Raw genomic sequence first — 23439 nt, forward strand, 5'->3', positions numbered from 1 at the left:
ATCGATCCTCTAAACGTCAGGGATAGGCATGTCCGTCAGGCTTGCAACAGCGCGACATGGCGGAAAACGGTTGACGGTTGGAAGGGAAGACTGCCTGTGAGCGAAGACGATCTCCGCAAGAATGTGTACTCGGCACTCAAGGTTTTTCAGGACACGTTGCGCCTCTACCGGCAGCAAACGGGCAAGTCGCCGGACTTCCTGATCGACGGAGCGTCTCCCGCAATCCCACGCGAGCTGTTGGAAGGTTGCAAGGTTCTGCCGCGCCGCGAGCATATTCTCGACGACCTTCCCAAAGGCGGTATCGGCGTAGAAGTCGGTACGCAAACAGGTCTGTTTGCCAGAACCCTTCTGGACAAGACGAAACCCAGCAAGCTCTATCTGCTCGATATCGACTACACTCCATTTCGCCGACATCTGGTCGCCACCGAGATCGATTCTGGAACTGTCGTTCCCAAAGAAGGCTCTTCTTGGGACCTTCTCGAAGAGTTCGACGACGGCTATTTTGACTTCGCCTATATCGACGCTGGCCATGGCTACGACATGGTCACAAAGGACTTGGCGGCAGCGATCCGCAAGGTAAAAAAGGGCGGTTACATCATCTGCAACGACTTCGTTGTGTGGAGCCCCCTGGAAGCAATCACCTACGGCGTGCACAAGGCCGTGACCGAGACCATTGTCGCAAACAACCTTCAAGTGACACACTTTGCGTTCCATCCTTACGGATATTCGGACATAGCGTTCCGAGTGAACTGACTTGGATCAAGGTATCTGAACCATGCTAAACTTGATTGAAGACGTCTTCATGCATGCATCTCCAGTACCGGAGTCGGTTTCGAGATACCCAGCAATGCTCGGACCTGGGGACCGATCTCTTTATTACTATGCAGCACAATCTTTCTACAAGTTCCAAGGAAGAATTGTTGATGCTGGCGTCTTCCTCGGCGGCACAACAAACGCTCTGATCGAAGGCATGAAAGATAACAAAAATTATCCTCACGCGACGCCGCATAAAATTTCGGTATATGATCGATTTCTCGTCAGCGAGCCGCCTTATCAAAATTTCATTCTCAAGAATACCGGAAAGAAACTCGAGCTAACAGACAGTTTTCAAAATATTTTCTCCGAACTACTAGGAGATAACACGTCACATATTGAGATATTTCCCGGGGATTTCCTCGCGTATACATATCCTTATGATTTCATCGAAATCCTCGGATTGGATTTATGCAAATCTAAAGATCTCACATTCCATTGCGCGCGCGAATTCTTTCCGAAGATGCAGCCATTCAAATCCATCGCCATACATCAGGACTACGTTCACATGTGGACCCCATGGATTCATGTGACGATGGAGGCACTGGCAAGGTATTTTATCAAAACAGCAGAGATTGACATCTCGGCTCTTTTTGTTTGCTCAAAAACTCCTTCGCTATCGGACATCAATATCGCGCTCGACCGCCTGTCAGACTATGAAGAAGCACTAAGGCTCATGGACTGCGCAATTGCCAAGGTGCAAACACCGCGAGCGCATTTCGCTCTTACCCTAGCCAAAGCGAAGCTTATCGCAGACCTAAGAAGCAGTTCGGATGCTGCCATGGAATGCCTGACATCAGCTTCAATTGCAGGATATCGCGGCTCAGAGCTTCCCTCGAGCGACCGCCATGGCCTGATGTATCAACAGATGAAAGCGTATATCGAGAAGACAACGGCGACAGCGTCAGCATAGACACTTGCGCGGCTGCCCTTTGGGCGGCCACGCAAATAGGCCTTAAGTAAATAGAATTAGGCCAACCAGTTATCGCCCTGCGAACCTTGCATATACTGCCAACTCAAGAGACAGTGCGCGCATCTGGTTCATGCGCGTACTGATCACGTTCTGATAATCTCCCCAGTCCCGGTACTCCTTGAACGCCTCGCCATAGAGAAACTCGGCGAGTCTTTCTTCCAGCGGCCACCCCTGAAGCCGCTCTTTCCGGATTGCATCCAGTTCACGGGAGCGCCGCGAGACTTCGTCAAAATCAACGGCCCCACCAAATTTTGCCTGGGCATACTCATAAAGCTGGAGATCTTGGGTAATATTCCCCTCGGGAATCTCGATACTCTTCCCCTTCTCCTCCGACGGCCTCTGGTTATGATTCACCTGCTCAGGAGAAATATCTAGGCGTCGGAAAACAATATCTGCCGCGGCCTCGAGATTTTCGGAAAAGTAGACATGATCGAACAGGTCGATCACTCGTTTCGCGCGCTCGAATAGGGATCCGTCAGCGCCTGCGAAGCTCGGGAACCTATGAATAAAAAAATAGCAAATCGGATCAGACGTATACTCGAGAAATCGCTCGAGCGAGAGCGGCTCGTTACCAAGCTGACGGGCCATCCGGAGATGGTAAAGGTACATGCTTTCAAGTCGCGCCTTGGGCTCGCGCAAACCGGTAAACAGGAAAACCGGAGACTTGAAGTATTTCAGCATCTCCTCGTGGATCGAATGCCCCCACACGAACTTGAGCTGGTCACGCCGCGGCAGCTGCATGATTTCCGGCCGACCCAACATGAAGTTTTCATGCATGCTCGTGTTCTGGTAGATCTGATGCTCCGGAAGGCATGATTGCACACGCTTCAAAATAGTCGTTCCTGCGCATTTCGGAACGTGAACACCCACACAAACATTCATCAAATTTACCTTTTCCGTCGCGCCTGTAATGTCAACCTACGTTCCAGAGTCGATAACCTTCCGGGGAACGGTCCGTCAAGGCGGTGCTGGTCGCGGTGGCGCCGTAGTTCGCCGCGATCCGCAGCTGGCCGATGATCTCCACCTCGTCCGCGGACGGCCGGCCGAGCAGCCGATCTAGCCCGCGGAAGGCGTCGGCCGGGTCGAGCGCGCCGGGCCCAAGGCGGGGATTGGCGAGCATCTCCTCGACGAAGGCAAGCGCGGCCTCCTGGATCGGCCCGATGGCCTCGGCGTGCTGGCGCTCCTCGTCGGGGCGCTCCTCGCACACGGCAACGATCCCGTCTCCATCACGTCGATAGCCCGCCGTCGACCCGTGGCCGGCGGTGTGCAGCAGCTCGACCAGGCTCGGGCTCCGTCGCAGCGCCTGCGCCCGCGGCGTGCCGTCGAGCGAAAACAGATAGCCGGCCGCGTCGAAACCGCTCAGCGCCGCCCTGTCGAGGAAGAGGCCGAGATAGCGGCCTGCCAGCCGGCCGCGCCAGCCGCGCGCGCGCAGCACCTCGCCCAACCCCTTCTGCAGCGAGCCGTGCCAGCCGATATCGACCAGCGTGACCGCATCCGCGCCGATCACCCCTTCCTGCGCCAGATAGTCGGTAAAAAGGTCCGCATGCGCCTGGTTGGCGGCCTGCAGGGCCGTCCGGCATGCCTCGAAGAGCTTGGCAAAGCGCCCTGCCCCGGCCCTGTCGCCGATGGCCACGACATCCTGCGGTGACGAAAAGCCGGCACTGAGGATCTGAGCCGCAAACTCCTGCGGGTCCAGCCCCCAGCGCGCCAGCGCATCTGCCGGCGTCAGGCGGGCCCAGTTCTGGGCGAAGAGCGCGGCCGCTGCCTCCGGCTCGCTCACCGCGCGGGCGCGGTAGATCGCCTGGCGCGAGACCATCAGGTAGCGGCTGTCCGTCTTCGTGCCGAAACGCCTGCGGAACAGATCGAAGGCCCGCTTCATGATCAGGCCGTCGCGCGAGCAGAAATGCAGCACCGGCGTCTCATTCGCCTGCACCGCCTCGTGCAGCCAGCCGGCCATGCCGAACAGCAGCGGCCCGAGGCATTCGCGGCCGACCCGCTCCAGCACCGGCATGTCCTCCGGCTCGCGCAAGGCGATACCGGAGCCGAAGAGCTCATCCGCAACGCTGGCGAACACCGCGCTCGATGGCTGCGGGCTCGGATTGCGCCAGTCGATGCGCCAGCGGCCGATCAGCCGCCCCGCCGGATTGGCGACGCGCAGATGCGTGATGCCGGCTTGCAGCGCACGCGAGCCGTCCGACCATGGATTGTCGCCGATATGGGCGATCTGCCGGGGTACCACGCCCATCTCCTCGCAGACATGCGCATAGAGGTCGCCGTGATGCTTGGTGTGGTCGACGTCGCAGGAGACGAACAACCGCTCGTGGTCGGTGTAACCGTTGCGTGGCAGCGCCTCGTTGATGAACGCGGCAGAGGAGTAGAAGTCCGAGACCAGGACGACGCGCTTTCCGACACGCACCGCCCAGTGATAGATCGGCTCGACGCTCGGAACCGGGCGCAAGTGCTCCAGTTCGACTTCCTGCTCGATCCGCTGCGCCTCGACGAGCGCGGCCTGCGTCACGCTGGGACGCCCCTGCGTCGGCAGCAGCGCGTTCATCCGGCCATACATTTCGGCCAGCGTCACCTCGTGGCCGCGCCGCGCCTCCAGCGCACAGCGGGCATCGCGCTCGCCGCGCATGCGCAGACGCGCAAACTCCCCCGGCGACAGCCCGAGCAGCGGGCCGGCCTTCTCGCCGATGGTCAGGAACAGGTCGATGGGGCGGAACACGCCCTCGCGCCGCAGCAGGGTCTCGAAAATATCGAAGGAGATCACGTCGAAGGGCGCGAGCCGGCGCAGGATGTCGTCCAGCCCCTTGCCGGCGGCAACCGCACGGCGCGCCTCGCCGCGCGCTGATGCGACGGGAAGGCGTGCCACGTCCAGATCGAGATAGTTCAAGGTCATGAGCGGTGCTTTCGCAAGCGTCGGATCAAAGGCGTTTGGCGATCAGCGACTCGACATATTTCATGTGCTCGGCGCGGTCGTTGAGCATCTTCTCGAGCCAGTGCATGTGCTGGCGCATCTGGTGCAGCTGGTCGGTGACCTCCCGGTGCATCTCGCCCATGTAGAGCATCTGCCCCTCACTGCTGCCCTGGCCCATCCCCTCGCGCATGTGCCGGTTGATGTAGAGCGCGCGCTGGATCCGGTGCACGTCCTTCTGTGCCACGACCGTGTTGCCGTACTCGCTCGTCGTGCCGGCGGAGCGGTGATGGTAGAAGGCCAGCGGCTCGCGCAGCACATCGATGCGGAAGCGCTGTGCCGCACGCAGGTGGAAGTCCCAGTCGCCCAGCACCGGTAGCTCGCCGTCGAACAGGCCGACCGTTTCCATCACCACGCGGCGGAACAGGAAGGAGATCGGCGGGAATTGGTTCTCGACCGAAAGCCGCGTCAGCTCCAGCGCCTCCATGTTCTTGAACAGGAACCGCTGACGCTCGATGACGTTGTCGCCCTCGATATCCTCGATCACCACGGTCGCATGGGTGACCACGCCGCCGACATCCGGCGAGGAGGTGTCGAGATGGCCGATGCAGCGCTCCAGGAACTTCGGATCCCAGGCGTCGTCATCGTCATGCACGACGAGGAACTCGCTCGCCGAGTTGGTGACGCCGGCGTTCGAGGCGTTCTCCATGCCGGTCGAGACGGGATTGTTGATCACCAGTACCCGGCCCTGGAAGGCGGCGCGGCGCGCCTCCACCAGCTGGCGCACCGGCTCGGGATCGCCGCCGTCGTTGACAACGACCAGCGCCCAGTCGGTGTAAGTCTGCGACAACACGCTGTCGAGCGCGCGCTGCAGCAGGATCGGCCGGTCCTTGGTGCGCATGATCACGGCGACACGGCCATAGGCGATGCGGCCGGCGACCGGCAGGCCGCTGCGGGCCGGCAGGTGCGGATCGACCGGAGGCTGGTCCCAGCGCTGGGTCAGGCCCTGCGCCAGCATCAGCATGCGGTGGATGCCGTGCGGCAGCCCGTGGGAATAGGCGCGGATGTTGCGCTGGAAATCGACCTGGGCGCTCTCGCGCCCGCGCAGCATGCTCTGCGCCGCCACCCGGTACCAGAAATGCGCCCGGTTCAGCAGCTCGTGCCGCAGGCCGAGCGTGCCGGCTCGCGCGAACAGCTCCCAGTCCTCGTGGCCACGGCCGAAATCCTCGGTAAACCCGCCGATCTTCTCGAAGGCCGCGCGGGTGATCAGCATGTTGGCATCGCCGAAGCAGTTGGACAGCACGCCAACCGCAAGATCGGGGATCAGCGGCACGCCGATCTCGCGCGGGATGTCGCGGCCCGGCTCGATGGCGTCGGTCCCGTCGAACATGGCAAATCGCGAGGTGACGATGTCCGCCCCGGTCGCCAGGTGGGCGTCGACGAAGGCATCGATCATGCCCGGATGAGCGAGGTTGTCGTCGTCCATGAAGACGATCAGCTCGCCGGTCGAATTGCGCACCGCCGTGTTGCGGGCCGCGCCCAGGTAGCTATTGGGCTGGCGCACCACCTTGCCGTTAACGGCGGCGAGCTCCGCCTCGATCGTTGCCAGCTCTCGGGCAATGCCCGGCACGGCGCTGCCATCGTCGACGACAACGATCTCGAGCTCCGGATAGCCGCAGGCCAGCACGGAGGCGAGCGTCTGCCGCAGCAGGCTGGTGCGGTTGAAATGGCTGATGCAGACGCTGACGCGCGGACGCGGCGCGGCGCTCGCGGCACTCGCCGACTGCGGGGCGGCCGCGGCGATCTCCTGCGCAAGGGCCAAGCCCATCGCGCTCCTCGCGGTCCCATGGGCCAGAGGCGCACGAGCACCGGAAAGCGCGGCATCCAGCGCATCGGCAAGGTCGGTCGCATTGCCCGCCCGCACCGACGACAGATCGGCCAAGGGAAGCCCGGCAGCACTGGCGAGGCTGTCCCACGCGGTGCCTTCGACCGCCGGAAGGCGGACGCCGATGCCGTTTGCGGCAAACGAGCCGAGCAGCCCGGCGAAACTGTCGAGCGTCAGGTCCAGATGAATGCGCAAACCGAAGCGCCACTTGCGGGCGCGCTCGCGGATATAGGCGCTGGCGCGGCGGCCACGCACCCAGTCCTCGGTGCCGGCGAAGACCACGCCGACCGTGTCCGGGTCGATGCCGGGCCGGCGCATCAGGCGGTCGAGGGCATCGCAGAGCTGGACAAGCCCGGTGCGGGTGCGCAAGGGAGCCGCGAAGACCAGCCAGCGGCGCTCGCCTCCCTCCTGCGGGAAGCCGGCGGCGCTGGCCGCCGTGCCGATCTCGGCCGGAACGACGAGACCGCGCTCGCGGACCGAAGGCTCCAGCTCGGCGCTGGTCTCCAGAACCTGTGCCGAGGGTGCCAGGATCCGGGTGCAGGCTGCAAGAGCCGCCTTTTCCAGGGCTTCCTCCACCAGAAGCTCCGGCCGCTCCAGCAGCTGGTCACGGTCGAGCAGGTCCTGCACCGCGAAGGTGTCGGCCAGCATCACCACCTGCGTCGTGGCGGGCAGCAGGCCCTGCCGGCGCGAGGTGGCGCAATAGGAGAGAATGCCCGAGCGGCTGGTGCCGGCTATCAGCGAGAAGGCATTGGCCCGCGCCCACAGGTCGAGCGCATAGGCCCGCTCCTGCGCTCCGCCGGCGGTCGAGGGCAGCACTGCCTGCGGCAGCGGCACGAAAGCCGCACTTGCCAGCAGGCCGGCATTCTCGCGGCCGACCAGGTCTTCCACCAGGGGGGCGAGATCGCCGCTCGCCCCGCGCAACGAGGCGCGGTGGCCGCAGGAGACGACAGTGATCGGCGCAACGCCGGCGCGCGCGGCAGCCACCGCCGCCAGAAGCACGCTCCGCGCCTCCTCGCGCGACTGCGCGTTGACCAGGGGATCGGGCATGACGAAACAGGCGCCGGTGCGGCTGTGACCGGCATCCTGCAGCCGATGGGCGCCGCCGCCGGTGGACACCGCCTGCTCCAGCAGCACCCGCCCGTCGAACGTGGCGCGCACGCGCACCGCGGCCTTTTCCGGGATGGGGCGCTCGAAGCGGAAGCCATGCGCGTCGGTCAGGAAGCTTTCTGCGGCAAGCTGCGGATGGGGATCGCGCGCGGGGCGCGTCTCCACCACCTTGCCGTCGACGATCAGCGAGACCTCGGCGACCGCCTCGCCGTCCCAGGGCAGCACGACCCAACCCGACACGGCGCCGCCGACATGCTCGACGCGGGTCAGCGCGTTGGTGCGCGGCTCGCCCGCGCGGAACATCAACGGCCGTTCCGGCCAGCGGCGCTCGTCGCCGACGATGCGGGCCTCGACCCGGTGCGGCAGCCCATCGCGCCAGCGCGCCGAGATGGAAACCGCAAAATGGCCGATGCCGGCATCGTCGTTCGGCAGTCCGCGGGCGACCTCGATCGCCACGGGCTTGTCGTCGATCAGGATCTCCACCGCCGTCTCGCGGTTCTCCTGCCAACGGTCGACCACCTTGCCGGAAATCCGGTCGTCGGCGATGTCCATCGACAGATCGAAACGGTGAAAGGCCAGCTCCCGCGAGAAGGCTACACTGGCCGCCTTGCCATCCCCTCCGGCCGTGCCGATGCGCACCGTGTGGGTTGCGTCTTCCAGCTTCAGGGCCGGCACATGCGTGTCGAAGGAGAAGAATGGCGCGGCGGACAGCTCGGCAACCCGGCGCTCGCCGATCCACACGCCGCACAGCCCGCTCGCCGCCTTCAGCAGCAGCCCCTGCCCCGCGATCCTGCGGTCGGAGGCCTCGGCCACCGACACGGCAAGCGATCCGTCGGCAGCGATGTGCACCGGCACCTGCGCCGAGCCGGCCGGCTGGCCATTGGCGCTCACGGCAACGCGCACCTTAGCCGGGCCGTCCATGCGGGCCGGCTTCACCAGCGCGGCGATGTCGGCCGGCGTGGCGCGCCAGGAAAAGGCGTGCAAGGCGTTGGTCGTCCCCCTGTGCACCACCTTGCCGTCCAGCGAGATCTCGATATCCACCGAAGCGCCGGCGCCTTGCGGCAGCCAGGCCGCTCCCTCGACAGCCAGCGGCGTCAGCAGCGGCAGCTCGCAGCGCACCTTGGCGAAGGTCCGCGCCTCCACCGCATGGAACGGCTTCGGACGCCCCTTGCAGCGCAGTTCGATGGCGTGCGAACGGCCGTCACGCAGCACGGGCGGGATGGCGAAGCGGAACATGCAGGAACCGCCCGCCTTGCCGGCATCGGCAAGGTCCTGGCGATAAAGGTCGGCGACGGTCTCGGCCAGCACCACGCCGTCCTCGACCAGTTCCAGCGGCAGGCGCTTTTCCGGCGTTGCCGGGGCCCAGATCCAGCCGACGATACCCTCGTCGCTGACCGTGTCGACATTGAAGTCCAGCGCCGAGGCCGAGGCCGCTTGCGGGAAGACGTGGAAAGGCACGCGCGCGCCGGCAAGGCGCAGGCTGAGCCGTGCCGGCGGCGTCTTGGCCACGTCCTCCGGCAGGTGCATGTCGAACGCATGGGCGCCATCGCCCTTGCCGGCTTGCTTGAGGTCGTCGCGATACCCATCCGCCGTTGCGGTGGCGATCACCCGGCCATCGGCGACGGCCTCGATGCGCACGCGCTCGCCCGGCTTCTTGGGCATCCAGGCCCAGCCGGTGATGCGCCCCGGGGTCTTGCTGTCGATGTGGAAGTCGACCTTGCCGGCGGCAACGCGCGGCGACTGCCAGAACGGGCGGCGGGCGCCCTTGCAGCGCAGGCCAAGCCGGTCGGTCACGCCCGGCTCAGGAAGGGTGATCTGGAATCCGTGCGCGCCGTCGCCCTTTCCGGCCTTCAGCAGATCCTCGCGGAACTGGTTGGCCTCGACGGTGGCGACCACCTGCGCACCGCTCAGGATCTCGATGCTGATGCGCTCGTCCGGCCGTTCCGGCCACCAGGCCCAGCCCGCGATCAGCAGCGGCCCCGTCTTGTCGACATGGAAGTCGGGAGACGGTCCGCGCCAGAAGGCAAGATTGGCCAAAAGCTTCTTCTTCGCAGGCCTGTTCGTCCCAGTTTTCAACATCGCTGTCCCGATCTGCAGGTCTTGCATTCAGTTCTTGTACGCGCCGCGCTGATGCCAGCGCCAGGCGTCGGAAATCATGTCCTCGAGAGCGGACCGCTGCGGATCCCAGCCCAGTTCCGTCCGCGCCCTGGTCGAGCCGCACACGAGCTGCGTGGCATCGCCCTCGCGTCTGGCCCCCTCCAGCACCGGCACCGGCTGGCCGGTGACGCGGCTCGCCGCCTCGATCACCTCGCGCACGGAGAACCCCCGTCCCGTGCCGAGGCAGAAGACGCGATTGCTGTTGCCCTGCCTCAGCCACTGGAGGCCGGACAGATGCGCGTCGACGAGATCGCAGACATGGACGTAGTCGCGGATGCAGGTCCCGTCCGGCGTCTGGTAGTCGGTGCCGAAGATGGTGATGGCCTCGCGCCGACCGCTGATCGCGTCGAGCACCAGCGGAATGAGGTGGGTTTCGGGAACGTGGCACTCGCCGATCTCCCCGTCGGGATCGGCGCCGGCCACGTTGAAATACCGGAAGATGGTGTGGCGCAGGCCGGCCGAGACGGAGAAGTCCCGCAGCATGTCCTCGATCGCCCGCTTCGAGGCGCCATAGGCGTTGATCGGCGCCTGCGAGGTGTCCTCGTCAAGCACCACCCCGTCCTGTTCGCCATAGGTCGCGCAGGTCGATGAAAAGACGAAGTCGAGGCAGCCGGCTGCGGTCGCTGCCTCGACGAGATTGAGCGTCGCCGAGACGTTGCCGCGCCAATAGAGGCCCGGATCCTTGATCGACTCGCCCACTTGCGAAAGTGCCGCGAAGTGCATGACGGCGACCGGCTTCCAGCGGGCGAAGACCTCATCGAGGCGCGCACGGTCGGAAAGATCGCCTTCCTCCAGCGGGCCGAAGCGCACCGCCTCCCGCCAGCCGGTGACGAAATTGTCGAAGGCAACGGGCAGATAGCCTGCGCGGCGCAGCGCCTTGCAGCAATGGGAGCCGATATAGCCGCCCCCGCCCGTCACCAGAACAGTCTCTTCCGCCATGCCACCGATTCCCGTCTCTCGGTATGTTGCAGCGCATCATGGTCAGCCGTCGCAGCAACATTGTGACGCTGGTCACACGGTTGCCGATCCGGCGGCTGGCGATCCCCGGCTTCGTCCGATCCACGAAGCCGGGACCGAACTCAGATCAGGTTCTGCGCCTCCAGATAGGCGATGATTTCATCGACGATCTCCTCCGGGTCGCGGCCCATCGTGCGGATGTGGATTTCCGGATTTTCCGGCGCCTCGTAGGGGCTGTCGACGCCGGTAAAGTTGCGCAGCTCGCCTGCATCCGCCTTCCGGTAGAGACCCTTGGGGTCCCGCCGGCGGCATTCCTCGATGGGCGTGTCGACGAAGACCTCGATGAAGCGCCCTTCCGGGAACAGTTCGCGCGCCATGGCACGCTCACTGCGGAACGGCGAGATGAAGGAGACCAGCGTCAGCAGGCCGGCATCGACGAACAGCCGCGCCACCTCGCCCACTCTTCGGATGTTCTCCACCCGGTCGACATCGGTGAACCCGAGATCGCGGTTGAGCCCGTGGCGCACGTTGTCGCCGTCCAGCGTGTAGGTGTGACGGCCGCGGACATGCAGCTTCTTTTCCAGAAGCGAGGCGACCGTCGACTTGCCCGAGCCGGACAGGCCCGTGAACCACAGCGCCGCCGGCGTCTGGCCGAGGCTCTGTGCGCGCGCCGCCTGGTCCACTTCCAGCGCCTGCCAGTGGATGTTGGTCGCCCGCCGCAGAGCGAACCAGACCATGCCGGCGCCGACCGTCGCATTGGTCAGCCGGTCGATCAGGATGAACGAGCCGGTGGTGCGGTTGGCCTCGTACGGATCGAAGGCGACCGGCACCGTCATCGCCAGATTGGCGAAGGCGATCTCGTTCAGCTCCAGCGTCTTGGCCGCGGCCCGCTCGAACGTATTGACGTTGATCTTGTGCTTGATCTCCGTCACCGAGGCGGTGATCGTCCGCGTGCCGATCTTGAGCAGGTAGGAGCGGCCCGGCAGCAGCGCCTCTTCGGACATCCAGATCAGATGCGCGGCAAACTGGTCGGCAACATCCGGACGGGCAGCGGCAGCGGCGATGACATCGCCGCGCGAGACGTCGATCTCGTCGTTCAGCACCAGGGTCACGGCCTCGCCGGAGCCGGCGCTTTGCGTCTCGCCCACCTGGGACAGGATGCTCTTGACCGTCGAAGTCCGGCCCGAGGCCGCGACCACCACCTCGTCGCCGACATTGACGCGGCCGCCGGCAATCGTGCCGGAAAAGCCGCGGAAGTCGAGGTTCGGGCGGTTCACCCACTGGACGGGGAAGCGGAACGGGCGGGCATCACCGTCGCGGCCGACCTCGACCGTCTCCAGATGCTCCAGCAACGTCGGCCCCTCGTACCAGGGCATGTTCTCGCCGGCTGCGGTGACGTTGTCGCCGAAGCGCGCCGACATGGGGATCGCCACCAGCGTCTCGAAGTCGAAGCCTTGCGCGAAGGCGCGGAACTCCGCCTCGATCTGGTTGAACCGCTCCTGCGAATAGCCGACCAGGTCGATCTTGTTGATGGCCAGCACCACATGGTGGATGCCCAGCAGCGAGGCGATGAAGGCGTGCCGGCGCGTCTGGGTCATCAGCCCGTTGCGCGCATCGACTAGCAGCACGGCAAGATCGGCGGTCGAGGCGCCGGTCGCCATGTTGCGGGTGTACTGCTCGTGGCCGGGCGTGTCGGCGACGATGAACTTGCGCCGGTCGGTCGCAAAGAAGCGATAGGCGACGTCGATGGTGATGCCCTGCTCGCGTTCGGCCTCCAGCCCGTCGACCAGCAGCGCCAGGTCGATGTCGTCGCCGACCGTGCCGTGGCGGGTGGAGTCGCGCTCCAGCGCGGCGAGCTGATCCTCGAAGATCAGCTTGGTGTCGTAGAGCAGGCGCCCGATCAGGGTGGACTTGCCGTCGTCGACGCTGCCGCAGGTCAGGAAGCGCAGCTGGTCCTTGTTGACCTGGGACAGGATGTACTCGCGCACGGCCTCGTCGGAGGCGGTCGGATCCGGATTGCGCATGGTCAGAAATACCCCTCGCGCTTCTTCTTTTCCATCGAGGCGCTGTCGTCGTGGTCGATCAGGCGGCCCGAGCGTTCGGAGGTGCGGGCAACCAGCATCTCGCGGATGATCGCCGGCAGCGTGTCCGCATCGGACTCGATCGCGCCGGTCAGCGGATAGCAACCGAGCGTGCGGAAGCGCACCAACAGGTCCTCCACCCGGTCGTCAGGACCGATCGGCATGCGCTCGTCGTCGACCATGATCAGCATGCCGTCGCGCCGCACCACCGGCCGCCGCTTGGCGTAGTAGAGCGGCACGATGGGGATGTTCTCCAGCAGGATGTACTGCCAGATGTCGAGCTCGGTCCAGTTGGACAGCGGGAACGCGCGGATCGACTCGCCCTTGGCGATGCGTCCGTTATAGAGGTTCCACAGTTCCGGACGCTGGTTCTTCGGGTCCCAGGCATGGGCCTTGCTGCGGAACGAGAAGACGCGCTCCTTGGCGCGGCTCTTTTCCTCGTCGCGCCGGGCGCCGCCGAAGGCCGCGTCGAAGCCGTACTTGTCGAGCGCCTGCTTCAGGGCCTCGGTCTTCATCACATGCGTGTGCACGGAGGAGCCGTGGCTGAAGGGGCCGATGCCCTGCCGGATGCCGTCCTCGTTCGTATGCACGATGAGATCCGCGCCGATCCGCTTCGCCGTCTCGTCGCGAAAGGCGATCATCTCGCGGAACTTCCACGTCGTGTCGACATGCATCAGGGGGAAAGGCAGGCGCGAGGGCGCGAAGGCCTTCATCGCCAGATGCAGCAGGACGGAGGAATCCTTGCCGATCGAATAGAGCATCACCGGATTGCGGAACTCGGCCGCCACCTCCCGGATGATGTGGATGCTTTCCGCCTCGAGCGTCCTGAGATTGTCGAGGCGGCCGGGCGCCATCACGTCTTCTTGCAAGTTCGACCCTTCCTCATGCATCAAGCCACCTCGCGCCGCATCGCAGTCCCGCTTGCAGCGAGACCGTCGCGGTGGTGCGCAAGGCGAGCCGCTTCCTGGCTGCCGGATTGTCCGTACTGGCTCTGATGGCCTGTTCCGCCCCCGCCTGCCGCACCTTTGCGCGGCATGATCGGGCTCCCTGGCGAACGGAAGGACCGGCGGCTGAAAACCGCTTCGACACTCATTCCGTGCACTCCTTCTAGTTGCTCGGTGCGGTGCGATCAAGCCGTTGGAACAGCGTCCCAAACCGACGTTTTTCTCTACCTGCCCTAGCGTTCGAGACGCCGCAACACGGCCCCGGTCTGCCCGAGGCGCCCATCCGGCACGATCTCGCGATATCCCTCAACGTATTTCTCGACGGCAAAGCCGAGCTTTTCCGCCCAAAGCTCGATCACATTGCGTTCGATGAACATGTTCATCACCGGCTTCGTCCCGTTTCTCTGCTGCTCGACACTGCCGAGGAAGACCGGGAAATGGCCGCGATTGCCGAACTCCAGGAACGAGAACAGGAACGTCCCGCCCGGCCGCAGCACCCGGCTCACCTCCTCCATGTAGAGGTAGGTTTCCTCGTGCAGCAGATGCGTGAACAGGCTGAACGAGTAGACGATGTCGGCGGACGCATCCTCTGCCGGGATCTTCAGGTTCGTGGAGATATGGAAGCGGTAGTCGGCCGGCGTATGGGCGCGGGCATAGTCGATCAGGTCCTTGACCACATCGATGCCCAGATAGCCGTAGCTGCCGCTCTCGGCCAACTGCCTTGCGGTCCGGCCGCTGCCGCAGCCCAGATCGATCAGGCTGTCGCCGTCCTTGAGGCCCAGCGAGCGCAGCAACTCCAGATGTATCCGGCCCTGAATGTCGTAGTGCCCGCCGACGGCCAGCGACATCGCCTCGTCCAGCGGGTGGCTCTCCTTGAGATTGCGGACATGGCGCTCGTAGTCGCGCTGGAAGTGCGGCTTCTCCGCTTCCGCGCGCGCCTTGGCGCCCGTCAGCGCGCCGACGATACGCTGCACGATCCCGCCCATCACGCGCTCTTCCGCTTCCTGGCGACGAAGGTCAGCGCCGGCCCGTTGACATGGCCCGGATCGTCCTTGCCGATCTCCACGTCGAAACCGAGCGTGTCGAACAGGCGTAGCAGCGAGTCCTTCTCGACCCAGCGGGTCACCCGCTCGGCGCCGCCGCAAAAGCCCTTCCAGTCGAGCGCCTGCTGGACATAGGTCTGCCGGCTCATGGTCAGCGGCACGCCGCGATGTTCGGTCGTCTCGGGCGCGGCGAAGCGGTTGGCATAGACCGGATGGCGCGACAGGATGTCGTGGTCGTAGTAATGGGTCCAGATGCCGATGGCATCGGCGCTCCGGCACATCGCCTCGATCAGCGCCACCGGATCGCTCATGTGGTAGAGCACGCCGCTCGCGACGATGGCGTCGAAGCGGCGCGGCTCCTCCTCGAGATATTTCAGGAAATCCCCGAGCAGGAACCGGGCCTTGTGCAGCCCGTAGTTGTTCTTGACGATCAGGCACTTGAGATAGGCGCGGGTGTTCGCCTCGATGGAGGTGATCGAGGCCGCCCCCTTCATCTGCAGCATGTAGGTGTGGCTGCCCTCCAGCGGCCCCAGCTCCAGCACGTGCTTGTTCACATACCCGCCGCTGGCGCGCTCGAAGAAGTCGACGCGCGGATCGGTGTAGAAGGCCGGCTTGCCGTTGGGCGGCAGGCCCGGCAGGGCCCCCGACCATTCGCCCTCGAACAGGTCGACGGCGTTTTCCGCGCGTGCCGGGCGCATGTCGTAGCGCTCGTCGAGCGCTGCGTCCTGATGCCCGCGTGCGTTTCGCGGCGACACCGCGCGCCGCACCCCTGCAAGCGTGCCGATAAGCCGGCCGAGCAGCCTGTTTGCCATGGTTGCTGCCCTCATTCTCAGATCGAGCCGTAGCGGAACAGGACCTTCTTGAGGCCCTTGTAGTAGCGCCCCATCCCCTTGCTGCGGATGTCGACGCGGATTTCCTCGGCGAACGGCAGGTCGAGCTCGTCGATGATCTTGTTGATCTGCTCGAACGTGTAGACGCCGCGATAGACCAGATCGCGCTTCAGGATCGGGATGCCGAGGAACTTGTAGTAGAGAAATCCGCCGAAATGGATCTGGTTGCGCTCGGTCAGAAGCTTGACGTATCCCTCGATGAACTCGGCCATCTTGAAGTCGCTGAGGTTGCGCCGGCTCTGGAAGTCGTAGCGCAGGTCCAGCGCCTTGGTGACGTCGTCGTCGTCGGCAAGGGAAGTGCCCTTGGCCCGGGCCGTGTTGACGAGATCGGCGAAGCGCTCGATGAACTGCCCCTGGGCCAGCGCCTCTTCCGAGATCGCCTGGCTGGAGCGCATCTCGATCAGCTTGTAGAGCTGCTTGCGCAACAGGTTCCTGTTGCGGAACGGCACGAGGTCGATGGTCGAGCGCAGTTCGCCAAAATCCATGCCGACGAGGATGTTGTAGACCTCGACCGGGTTGACGATGATGTGCGGGCCCTGGCCGACCTTGCGCAGCACGCATTTGGTCAGCCCAACCTCGCCCTTGTGCACCGACCAGCGGCGAGTGCTGATGGGCAGGTACTTGTCCCAATATTCCAGGAAGGCCGGCGCCTCGATCACGTCGCGGTTGAAGGCCAGCAGGAACGACTGGACGTGGTAGTGGTGTTCGAACACTTCCGTCAGGCCGATGAACGGCTCGTTGGCGTCCAGCTTGGCGAAGATCTCGTCGAGACCCGTCGGCAGGTAATAGACGCTGTCGTTCATCAGGATCAGCTTGTCGATCACCGGCTCGCGCTTGCGCAGCAGGCTGAAGCCGTCCTTGTAGGCGCCGAAGTCGCGGCCCAGGTTCTCGCGCTCGATCAAGAGATGGCAGTTGTCCAGCAGGTCCTCGCGCACCTCGCCGCTCGCCCGCATGTTGGTGACGAAGACGATGTTGATGCCGCGCGCGTTGAGCGCGTCGATGGCCGTCCGGGTGAAAACCTGGATGTCCGCTTTCGTGTAGATCACGAAGATCGCGAAGCGCTTGCCCTCATGCGAGCGGCGCCCCTCGCTCACGCCGAGAATGCGGCGCTTTTCCGAATAGAGCTTGGGGTCCAGCCGGCAGACGAAGCGGGCATAGACCTCGTACGGCATGATGACGACAAAGTACCAGTACAGGTACCAGAGCCGGTTGATGATCTTGTAGAAGAAGAAGATGACTGGGTGGATGACCTGCCCGAGCATGTTCCGTCTGCCTATTTTCGTCCGCTGATCTGCAGGAGGTACTCGCCATACAGCGTCTTGGCGAGCGGCTTGGCGAGTTCGGCGACATCTTCCGGGGTGATCCAGCGGTTCACCATGGCGATCTCTTCCAGGCAGGCGACCTTCAGCCCCTGCCGGTGCTCGATCGCCCGGATGAATTCCGAAGCCTCCATCAGGCTGTCATGGGTGCCGGTGTCGAGCCAGGCAAAGCCCCGGCCGAGCTTTTCCACCGTCAGCTGCCCTGCCTCGAGATAGCGGCGGTTGATATCGGTGATTTCCAGCTCGCCGCGCGCGGATGGGCGCACCTGATGGGCATGTTCCACCACCTTGGCATCGTAGAAATAGAGCCCTGCGACAGCCCAGTTCGACTTCGGGCTCGTCGGCTTCTCCTCCAGCGACACTGCCCGGCCCGCCTCGTCGAACTCGACGACGCCGTAACGCTGCGGGTCCTGCACGTGATAGGCGAACACCTTGCCGCCGGCGGTCAGGGCCGAGGCCTTGACCAAGCGCTCGGACAGGCCGTGGCCGTAGAAGATGTTGTCGCCGAGCACGAGGGCGCAGGGGCGGCCGTCGATGAAGCGCTCGCCCAGGATGAAGGCTTCCGCCAGGCCCCGCGGCTCCTGCTGCACCACGTAGGACAGGCGGATGCCCCACTGGCTGCCGTCGCCCAGCAGCGCCTCGTAGCTCGGCAGATCGCGCGGCGTGGAGATGATCAGGATCTCGCGGATGCCCGCCAGCATCAGAACCGATAGCGGGTAGTAGATCATCGGCTTGTCGTAGACCGGCAGCAGCTGCTTGCTGGTCACCCGCGTCAGCGGATAAAGGCGGGTACCGGATCCGCCGGCGAGCACGATGCCTCTCACGCCAGGTACCCCTTCTCGGCCAGATACGCGTCGAGCGCTTCCTGCCAGGGGCGCGGGGCGCCGATCGCCTTGGAGAGCTTGTCGTTCGACAGGACCGAATAGGCCGGCCGGCGTGCCGGCGTCGGGAACTCGGACGACGGGATCGCCTCGACGCTCGCCTTGGTCCCGGACCTGCGGATGATCTCCTCGGCAAAGCCGTGCCAGGTCGTCGCGCCGGAATTCACCACATGCCAGGTGCCGGCCGGCACCTCGTCGCGCAGCATGGTCAGCAGCGCGGCGGCGATGTCCTTGGTCGAGGTCGGCGACATGTGCTGGTCGGCAACGACGCGCAGGTGCCCGCGCTCGCGGCCGAAGCGGATCATCGTCTCGACGAAGTTGCCGCCCTTGCCGCTGGCGCCGGCCACGCCGAACAGCGAGGCGACGCGCAGGATCAGCGTGTTGTCGCAGGCGAGCCGGGCCAGATCCTCGCCCATCGCCTTGCTGGCGCCGTAGACGTTGACCGGCGCGCGCGGGTCGGCCTCGTCGAGAGGCTCCCGCTTGTCCTGGCCGCCGAACACGTAGTCGGTCGACACATGGACGAAGCGCGCCGACTTCGCCTGCGCCAGTTCGCCGAGCAGCGCAACCAGATGGGCATTGATGGTGAAGGCCTGCTGGGCGTTGCCCTCGACCTCGTCGGTCTTGTGGTAGCTGGAGCAGTTCACCAGCACATCGAAGTCGGCCGTCGAGAGCAGCTCCCGCACCCGGTCGAAATCGGCAAGGTCGAGCCGGTCGCGGCCGACGGGAACAATGTCGAGCACGCCGCCCGCCGCATCGTTCGCCCGGCGGATGTCCGTACCGAGCTGGCCGCCGGGACCAAGAAGGATCGTCTTCATGGGAACCTCAGATGCGCAGGATGCCGCCGTTGAGCTCGAGCTCCTTGATGCGTTCATGCCAGGTCACGAGTTCCTTGTACCAGGCGAGCGTGATGGTCTGGGTCGTCTTGTCGGTGCGCCCGTCCTCCAGCGCCGCCAGCACGTCGCGCACGCCGTCGACCGCGGTCAGCTCGGCCTTGAAGCCCAGCGCCTCGATCTTGTCGAAGCCAACCCGGTAGGAACGGTGGTCGGGGTCGCCGTACCATTCGATGGCGACATCGTTCGGCAGCGTGTCGGCGACGATCTGTGCCAGCGGGCCGATCTGGTAGTTGTTCTCGTCCGAGCCGACGTTGAAGATCTGGCCGTTGATCCTGTCGGCCGGGGCGCTCAGCATGAAGATCTGGGCACGGGCCGTGTCGCGCACATGCACCATCGGGCGCCACTGGCTGCCGTCGCGCATCAGGGGCAGCTTGCCGGTCTTCCAGGCGCCGAACACCATGCCGTTGATCGCGAGATCGAAGCGCATGCGCGGGCTGTAGCCGTAGACCGTCGCCTGGCGCAGCACCACCACCGTGAAATCGTCGGAGGCGAGCGGCAGCACGCCGTGTTCGGCCATCTCGTTGGCGCGCGCATAGGCGGTCAGCGGATTGGTCGGGGTGGTCTCGGTGGCGATCACGCCGGGCTCCTGGAAGCCGTAGAGGCTGCAGGAGGACGGCAGCACGTAGCGCTTGACGCCGGCCTCGCGGGCGAGCCTGGCGGTGCGAACGCGCGAGATGTGGTTGATCTGGTCGGTCTCGCGGCTGAACTCCTCGCCGGACGGGTCGTTGGAGATGGCGACGAGGTCGATCACGTGATCGATGCCGGACAGCAGCGCCGGGTCGATCAGCCGGGCATCCTGGCGGACGATCTCCAGCCGCTCGTGCTCGGGCAACAGGTCTCGGCCGAAGAAGAAGCGGTCGACCGCGCGCACCGCATAGCCTTCTTCCAGCAGCAACGGCACCAGGGTCGTGCCGATATAGCCGCCCGCGCCTGTGACCAGAACAGTTTCCATGCAAACACCGACCGCGTTTCGAGTTGTAGGCCGACAGAACTGTCAGCCCCTTGCATTTCCAGGAAGGCACCCTGCCCCGGATGCCTTCTTCCCTGCCCGACTCTCGCCCAGGATCACGCGACGTCGTTTACCGACGGCCGCATTTTGCAGCGCAAGACGATCCAATCAACCCGCAGGTTGGCGAATCTTCAAGAAATCGTCATCGCGCGCCGGCTCGCCTCGCGTCTGACGTGTCAGAACCAGTGGATTACATCCTTGAAGAACGGCTGCACCCGGTCCTTGTCGGACAGGATCACCTTGTCCTCGGCGATCCCCCAATCGATGCCGAGGTCCGGATCGTTCCAGCGAATGCCGAAATCGTGGGTGGGCGCGTAGTAGCCGGTCACCTTGTAGATGATCTCGGTATCCGGCTCGAGGGTAAGGATGGCGTGGGCGAAGCCGACCGGCACCAGGATCTGGTTCCATTCGGCCGCGGAGATCTCCGCCGACACCCATTTTCCGAAGGTCGGAGACGACTTGCGGATGTCGACGGCAACGTCGAGGATCCGGCCGCGCACGCACCGCACCAGCTTGTCCTGGGCGAACTCGCCGCCCTGGTAGTGCAGGCCGCGCAGGGTCCCCGCTTCCGCCGAGTAGGAATGATTGTCCTGGATGAAATCGAGATCGATACCGGCGTCCGCGAAAGCCTTCTTGTTGTAGACTTCCGAAAAGAACCCGCGATGATCGCCGAATTTCCTCGGCCGAATAATCTTTACTTCGGGAATTTCGAGGCTGGTAACGTCAAGCGACATGGAAACGGATGCCTGTCCTTTGGAGTTCGGGGCACCGGAACGGGCCCGGCGTTGTATAGAAGACGCTGCCAGGGCGAACAAGGCCGCGCCGCAGGCGGAGTGTCTCCCTCCTGTTGCGATGACCTTGCCGATGGCCTAAGCGACAGCGAAGTCACATGGAAATGCGGCGCTTTGCCGGCAGCTTGGGAAGGAGCGGTGGATGGATGTCGAGACGGTGGTGATCGGCGCCGGCGCGGTCGGCCTTGCCATTGCCCGCGAACTGGCCCTGCGCGGCCAGGAGGTGATGGTGCTCGAGGAGCATCCGATCATCGGCTCGCAGACCAGCGCCCGCAACAGCGAGGTGATCCACGCCGGCATCTATTATCCGGCCGGCAGTCTCAAGGCGCGCGCCTGTCTTGCCGGGCGCGAGATGCTCTACCGCTTCTGCGACGAGCACGGGGTTCCGCACCGCCGCCTCGGCAAGCTGATCGTCGCGACCTCGCCGGAGCAGGTCGAGACCCTTTCGGACATTCGCGCCCGGGCCGAGGCGAACGGTGTCGACGACCTTGCGTTCCTGTCGCGCGCCGACGCTTTGGCCTTGGAGCCGCACCTTGCCTGCGAGGGCGCCCTGCTCTCCCCGTCCACCGGCATCGTCGACAGCCACGGCTTCATGATGGCCCTGCAGGGCGGGCTGGAGGCGCGCGGCGGCCAGGTGGTCTGCGGGTCAAAGGTCACGGGTCTTGCCGCCCTCGGCGACGGCTACCGGCTGACGGTCGAGGACGGCGCCGAGGGCTTTGCCCTCACCTGCCGCAATCTCGTCATCGCCGCCGGGCACGGCGCGCCCTCGCTTGCCGCCCTCCTGTCCGGCACGCAGCCGCCGACGGCCTATTTCGCGCGCGGCTGCTACTTCTCCGTCACCGGCCGCGCGCCCTTCTCGCGGCTGATCTATCCGGTGCCCGAGCCAGGCGGGCTCGGCGTCCACCTGACGCTCGACATGGGCGGCCAGGCCCGCTTCGGTCCCGACGTGGAATGGATCGACAGCCTCGACTACACGGTGGACCCGCGCCGGGCGGATGGCTTCTATGCCGAGATCCGCAAGTACTGGCCGGAGCTTGCCGACGGCTCGCTGCGCCCCGACTACAGCGGCGTCCGGCCGAAGATCTCCGCCCCCGGCGAGCCGGCGGCCGATTTTCGCATCGACGGACCTCGCGAGCACGGCCATCGCGGCCTCGTCGCTCTCTACGGCATCGAGTCGCCCGGCCTGACCTCGGCGCTGGCGCTTGCCGGGCTCGCCGCCGATCGCCTGGGGGAATAGGCGCATTGCCCCGCCGGCCCGGACATGCCATGGAATCGTCGCGTTCCCCGGTCAATTATCCCGCAATGCAACACGCATGGCCGGGACCAGAAGCTTCGGGAGTGACATGACGACGTCCTTCGTCGCCGCGCTGGCCAATCAGAAGGCCGTGCTGGGCGCCCTCATCCTGCGCGACATGCGCACCCGGTTCGGGCGCACGGCGATCGGTTTCGTCATCGCGGTCGCCTGGCCGCTCACCCACCTTCTGGCGATGCTCGGCATCTGGGTCGCGATCGGCCGGGCCGTGCCGCTCGGCACCAACAATGTGGTGTTCTTCGGCACCGGCATCATGCCCTACATCCTGTGCCTGTATCCGGGCCGGATGATGATGCTCGCCATCCAGCAGAACAAGCCGATGCTGCTGTTCCCGGTGGTGAAGGTGATCGACATCATCCTGGCGCGCGCGCTGCTGGAGATGATCACCGCGATGTGCGTGCTGCTCGCCTTCTGCACGATCCTCTACATCGCCGGCGTCGACTTCCTGCCGAACCGGCCGGAGATCGCCATCGCCGCCATCGCGGTCACGGTTCTCTACGGCATCTCGGTCGGCCTGCTCAGCTGCGTGATCCTGGTGCTGTTTCCCATGTGGGTGGCGATCTTCATCCTGATCATGATCGCCCAGTGGATCACCTCCGGCGCGCTCTACCTGCCCAGCATGATGCCGCACTGGGTGCTGGAATACATCGTCTACAACCCGCTCTATCACTGCATTTCCTGGCTGCGCACCGCGTATTACGACGGATATGGCGGCAGCACCGTGGAACCCATGTACGTGGTGCAGGTCTCGCTCTTCATCCTGCTGCTGGGCTTTGCGGCGGAGCGGGCCGTTCGCGGAAAGCTCTTGATGAAATGATCAGGTTCCAGAACGTCTTCAAGTTCTACCGCACGCAGAAGACGCTCAAGATCGTGCTGGACCACATCAGCTTCCGGCTGGACAAGGGCGTCAGCTACGGGATCATGGGCATCAACGGCGCGGGCAAGTCGACCTTGATGCGGCTGATCGCCGGCACGGAGATGCCCAACAGCGGGCGCATCGTGCGCGAGTCGCGCGTGTCCTGGCCGCTCGGCTTCGCCGGCGGCCTGCATCCGGCGCTGACCGGCCGGGAGAACATCCAGTTCGTCGCCCGCGTCTACCGGCAGGACATCCGCAAGGCGGTGCGCTTCGTGGAGGACTTTTCCGAGCTCGGCCCCTTCATCGACGCGCCCTTCGGCACCTATTCCTCCGGCATGCAGCAGCGCCTCGCCTTCGGCCTGTCGATGGCGATCGACTTCGAATGCTACCTGATCGACGAGGTGATGGCGGTCGGCGACTCCCGCTTCCAGCAGCGTTGCCGGGACGAATTCAACAAGCGCAAGCAATATTCGGATATGATCATGATCTCGCACAGCATCGAGCTTGTGCAGATGTATTGCGACCGTGGCATCGTGCTGGCCGATGGAAAGATGTATTTCTTCGATTCGGTCTCGGATGCGGTCGAGATGTACAAGCAGTTGAACATGTAGCGG

18 protein-coding genes are annotated in these 23439 nt (G+C 64.8%); 5 read left to right on the forward strand and 13 right to left on the reverse strand.

Annotation, left to right across the window (positions count from 1 at the left end; genetic code table 11):
• Positions 1-96: 96 nt before the first annotated feature.
• Positions 97-753 (forward strand): class I SAM-dependent methyltransferase, encoded by a 657-nt coding sequence (locus tag ACVJ6E_RS00785; protein WP_158592768.1) that lies wholly within the window; start codon positions 97-99, stop codon positions 751-753.
• 31 nt (positions 754-784) lie between these two features.
• Positions 785-1726, forward strand: a complete 942-nt coding sequence (locus ACVJ6E_RS00790; RefSeq protein WP_147421921.1) for a hypothetical protein — start codon at positions 785-787, stop codon at positions 1724-1726.
• Positions 1727-1795: 69 nt separating this feature from the next.
• On the opposite strand, the gene ACVJ6E_RS00795 is transcribed toward ACVJ6E_RS00790, so the two are convergent.
• The 13 genes from ACVJ6E_RS00795 to rfbC all read right to left on the reverse strand — a co-directional run bounded on the left by ACVJ6E_RS00795 (position 1796) and on the right by rfbC (position 20600).
• Positions 1796-2563, reverse strand: a complete 768-nt coding sequence (locus tag ACVJ6E_RS00795; RefSeq protein ID WP_147421920.1) for a hypothetical protein — start codon at positions 2561-2563, stop codon at positions 1796-1798.
• A gap of 136 nt (positions 2564-2699) precedes the next feature.
• Positions 2700-4685: an HAD family hydrolase gene (locus ACVJ6E_RS00800; protein ID WP_120270884.1), complete on the reverse strand. Its 1986-nt coding sequence runs from the start codon at positions 4683-4685 to the stop codon at positions 2700-2702.
• Positions 4686-4710: 25 nt separating this feature from the next.
• On the reverse strand, positions 4711-9729 hold the full coding sequence (locus ACVJ6E_RS00805; RefSeq protein ID WP_158592767.1) for a glycosyltransferase family 2 protein: 5019 nt from the start codon (positions 9727-9729) through the stop codon (positions 4711-4713).
• 69 nt (positions 9730-9798) lie between these two features.
• Entirely contained in the window at positions 9799-10788 is a 990-nt protein-coding gene (gene galE, locus ACVJ6E_RS00810; RefSeq protein WP_120270882.1) for a UDP-glucose 4-epimerase GalE, read from the reverse strand.
• 140 nt (positions 10789-10928) lie between these two features.
• Positions 10929-12830 (reverse strand): sulfate adenylyltransferase subunit CysN, encoded by a 1902-nt coding sequence (gene cysN / locus ACVJ6E_RS00815; protein ID WP_120270881.1) that lies wholly within the window; start codon positions 12828-12830, stop codon positions 10929-10931.
• 2 nt (positions 12831-12832) lie between these two features.
• Positions 12833-13741 (reverse strand): sulfate adenylyltransferase subunit CysD, encoded by a 909-nt coding sequence (gene cysD, locus ACVJ6E_RS00820; protein WP_185926480.1) that lies wholly within the window; start codon positions 13739-13741, stop codon positions 12833-12835.
• Positions 13742-14064: 323 nt separating this feature from the next.
• A complete protein-coding gene (locus ACVJ6E_RS00825; RefSeq protein WP_120270879.1) occupies positions 14065-14817 on the reverse strand; it encodes a class I SAM-dependent methyltransferase in 753 nt (250 codons plus the stop codon).
• Positions 14817-15686 carry a class I SAM-dependent methyltransferase gene (locus tag ACVJ6E_RS00830; RefSeq protein WP_158592766.1) on the reverse strand — a complete coding sequence of 290 codons (870 nt, stop codon included), beginning with the start codon at positions 15684-15686 and terminating at the stop codon, positions 14817-14819. Before ACVJ6E_RS00830 ends, ACVJ6E_RS00825 begins: the two co-directional genes overlap by 1 nt.
• Positions 15687-15703: 17 nt before the next feature.
• Complete coding sequence (locus ACVJ6E_RS00835; RefSeq protein ID WP_120270878.1) at positions 15704-17026, reverse strand: rhamnan synthesis F family protein; 1323 nt, start codon at positions 17024-17026, stop codon at positions 15704-15706.
• 11 nt (positions 17027-17037) lie between these two features.
• On the reverse strand, positions 17038-17907 hold the full coding sequence (gene rfbA, locus ACVJ6E_RS00840) for a glucose-1-phosphate thymidylyltransferase RfbA (RefSeq protein WP_120270877.1): 870 nt from the start codon (positions 17905-17907) through the stop codon (positions 17038-17040).
• Complete coding sequence (rfbD, locus tag ACVJ6E_RS00845; protein WP_120270876.1) at positions 17904-18779, reverse strand: dTDP-4-dehydrorhamnose reductase; 876 nt, start codon at positions 18777-18779, stop codon at positions 17904-17906. The genes rfbA and rfbD overlap by 4 nt, the downstream gene beginning before the upstream one ends.
• Before the next feature lie 7 nt (positions 18780-18786).
• Positions 18787-19809 carry an SDR family oxidoreductase gene (locus ACVJ6E_RS00850; RefSeq protein ID WP_120270875.1) on the reverse strand — a complete coding sequence of 341 codons (1023 nt, stop codon included), beginning with the start codon at positions 19807-19809 and terminating at the stop codon, positions 18787-18789.
• Between the two features lie 233 nt (positions 19810-20042).
• Positions 20043-20600 (reverse strand): dTDP-4-dehydrorhamnose 3,5-epimerase, encoded by a 558-nt coding sequence (gene rfbC / locus ACVJ6E_RS00855; RefSeq protein ID WP_120270874.1) that lies wholly within the window; start codon positions 20598-20600, stop codon positions 20043-20045.
• Between the two features lie 199 nt (positions 20601-20799).
• Between rfbC and ACVJ6E_RS00860 the strand changes: the two genes are divergently transcribed.
• The 3 genes from ACVJ6E_RS00860 (at position 20800) to ACVJ6E_RS00870 (ending at position 23436) form a co-directional block, all read left to right on the forward strand.
• Positions 20800-21894, forward strand: coding sequence for an NAD(P)/FAD-dependent oxidoreductase (locus ACVJ6E_RS00860; protein ID WP_120270873.1), 1095 nt, complete (start codon positions 20800-20802; stop codon positions 21892-21894).
• A 106-nt stretch (positions 21895-22000) separates the two neighbouring features.
• Positions 22001-22786, forward strand: a complete 786-nt coding sequence (locus tag ACVJ6E_RS00865) for an ABC transporter permease (protein ID WP_158592765.1) — start codon at positions 22001-22003, stop codon at positions 22784-22786.
• Complete coding sequence (locus tag ACVJ6E_RS00870) at positions 22783-23436, forward strand: ABC transporter ATP-binding protein (protein WP_120270871.1); 654 nt, start codon at positions 22783-22785, stop codon at positions 23434-23436. The genes ACVJ6E_RS00865 and ACVJ6E_RS00870 overlap by 4 nt, the downstream gene beginning before the upstream one ends.
• Positions 23437-23439 lie beyond the last annotated feature (3 nt).

It is taken from the genome of Stappia sp. G46H5W, assembly GCF_058448995.1.

Coding starts and splice junctions, on each gene's coding strand:
- galE (WP_120270882.1), bottom strand. CDS start 10,788: ATGGCGGAAGAGACTGTTCTGGTGACGGGCGGGGGCGGCTATATCGGC.
- ACVJ6E_RS00865 (WP_158592765.1), top strand. CDS start 22,001: ATGACGACGTCCTTCGTCGCCGCGCTGGCCAATCAGAAGGCCGTGCTG.
- ACVJ6E_RS00850 (WP_120270875.1), bottom strand. CDS start 19,809: ATGGAAACTGTTCTGGTCACAGGCGCGGGCGGCTATATCGGCACGACC.
- ACVJ6E_RS00830 (WP_158592766.1), bottom strand. CDS start 15,686: ATGGCAAACAGGCTGCTCGGCCGGCTTATCGGCACGCTTGCAGGGGTG.
- ACVJ6E_RS00795 (WP_147421920.1), bottom strand. CDS start 2,563: ATGCATGAAAACTTCATGTTGGGTCGGCCGGAAATCATGCAGCTGCCG.
- cysN (WP_120270881.1), bottom strand. CDS start 12,830: ATGCGCAATCCGGATCCGACCGCCTCCGACGAGGCCGTGCGCGAGTAC.
- ACVJ6E_RS00870 (WP_120270871.1), top strand. CDS start 22,783: ATGATCAGGTTCCAGAACGTCTTCAAGTTCTACCGCACGCAGAAGACG.
- ACVJ6E_RS00860 (WP_120270873.1), top strand. CDS start 20,800: ATGGATGTCGAGACGGTGGTGATCGGCGCCGGCGCGGTCGGCCTTGCC.
- rfbD (WP_120270876.1), bottom strand. CDS start 18,779: ATGAAGACGATCCTTCTTGGTCCCGGCGGCCAGCTCGGTACGGACATC.
- rfbC (WP_120270874.1), bottom strand. CDS start 20,600: ATGTCGCTTGACGTTACCAGCCTCGAAATTCCCGAAGTAAAGATTATT.
- ACVJ6E_RS00835 (WP_120270878.1), bottom strand. CDS start 17,026: ATGCTCGGGCAGGTCATCCACCCAGTCATCTTCTTCTTCTACAAGATC.
- cysD (WP_185926480.1), bottom strand. CDS start 13,741: ATGGCGCCCGGCCGCCTCGACAATCTCAGGACGCTCGAGGCGGAAAGC.
- ACVJ6E_RS00825 (WP_120270879.1), bottom strand. CDS start 14,817: ATGGGCGGGATCGTGCAGCGTATCGTCGGCGCGCTGACGGGCGCCAAG.
- ACVJ6E_RS00800 (WP_120270884.1), bottom strand. CDS start 4,685: ATGACCTTGAACTATCTCGATCTGGACGTGGCACGCCTTCCCGTCGCA.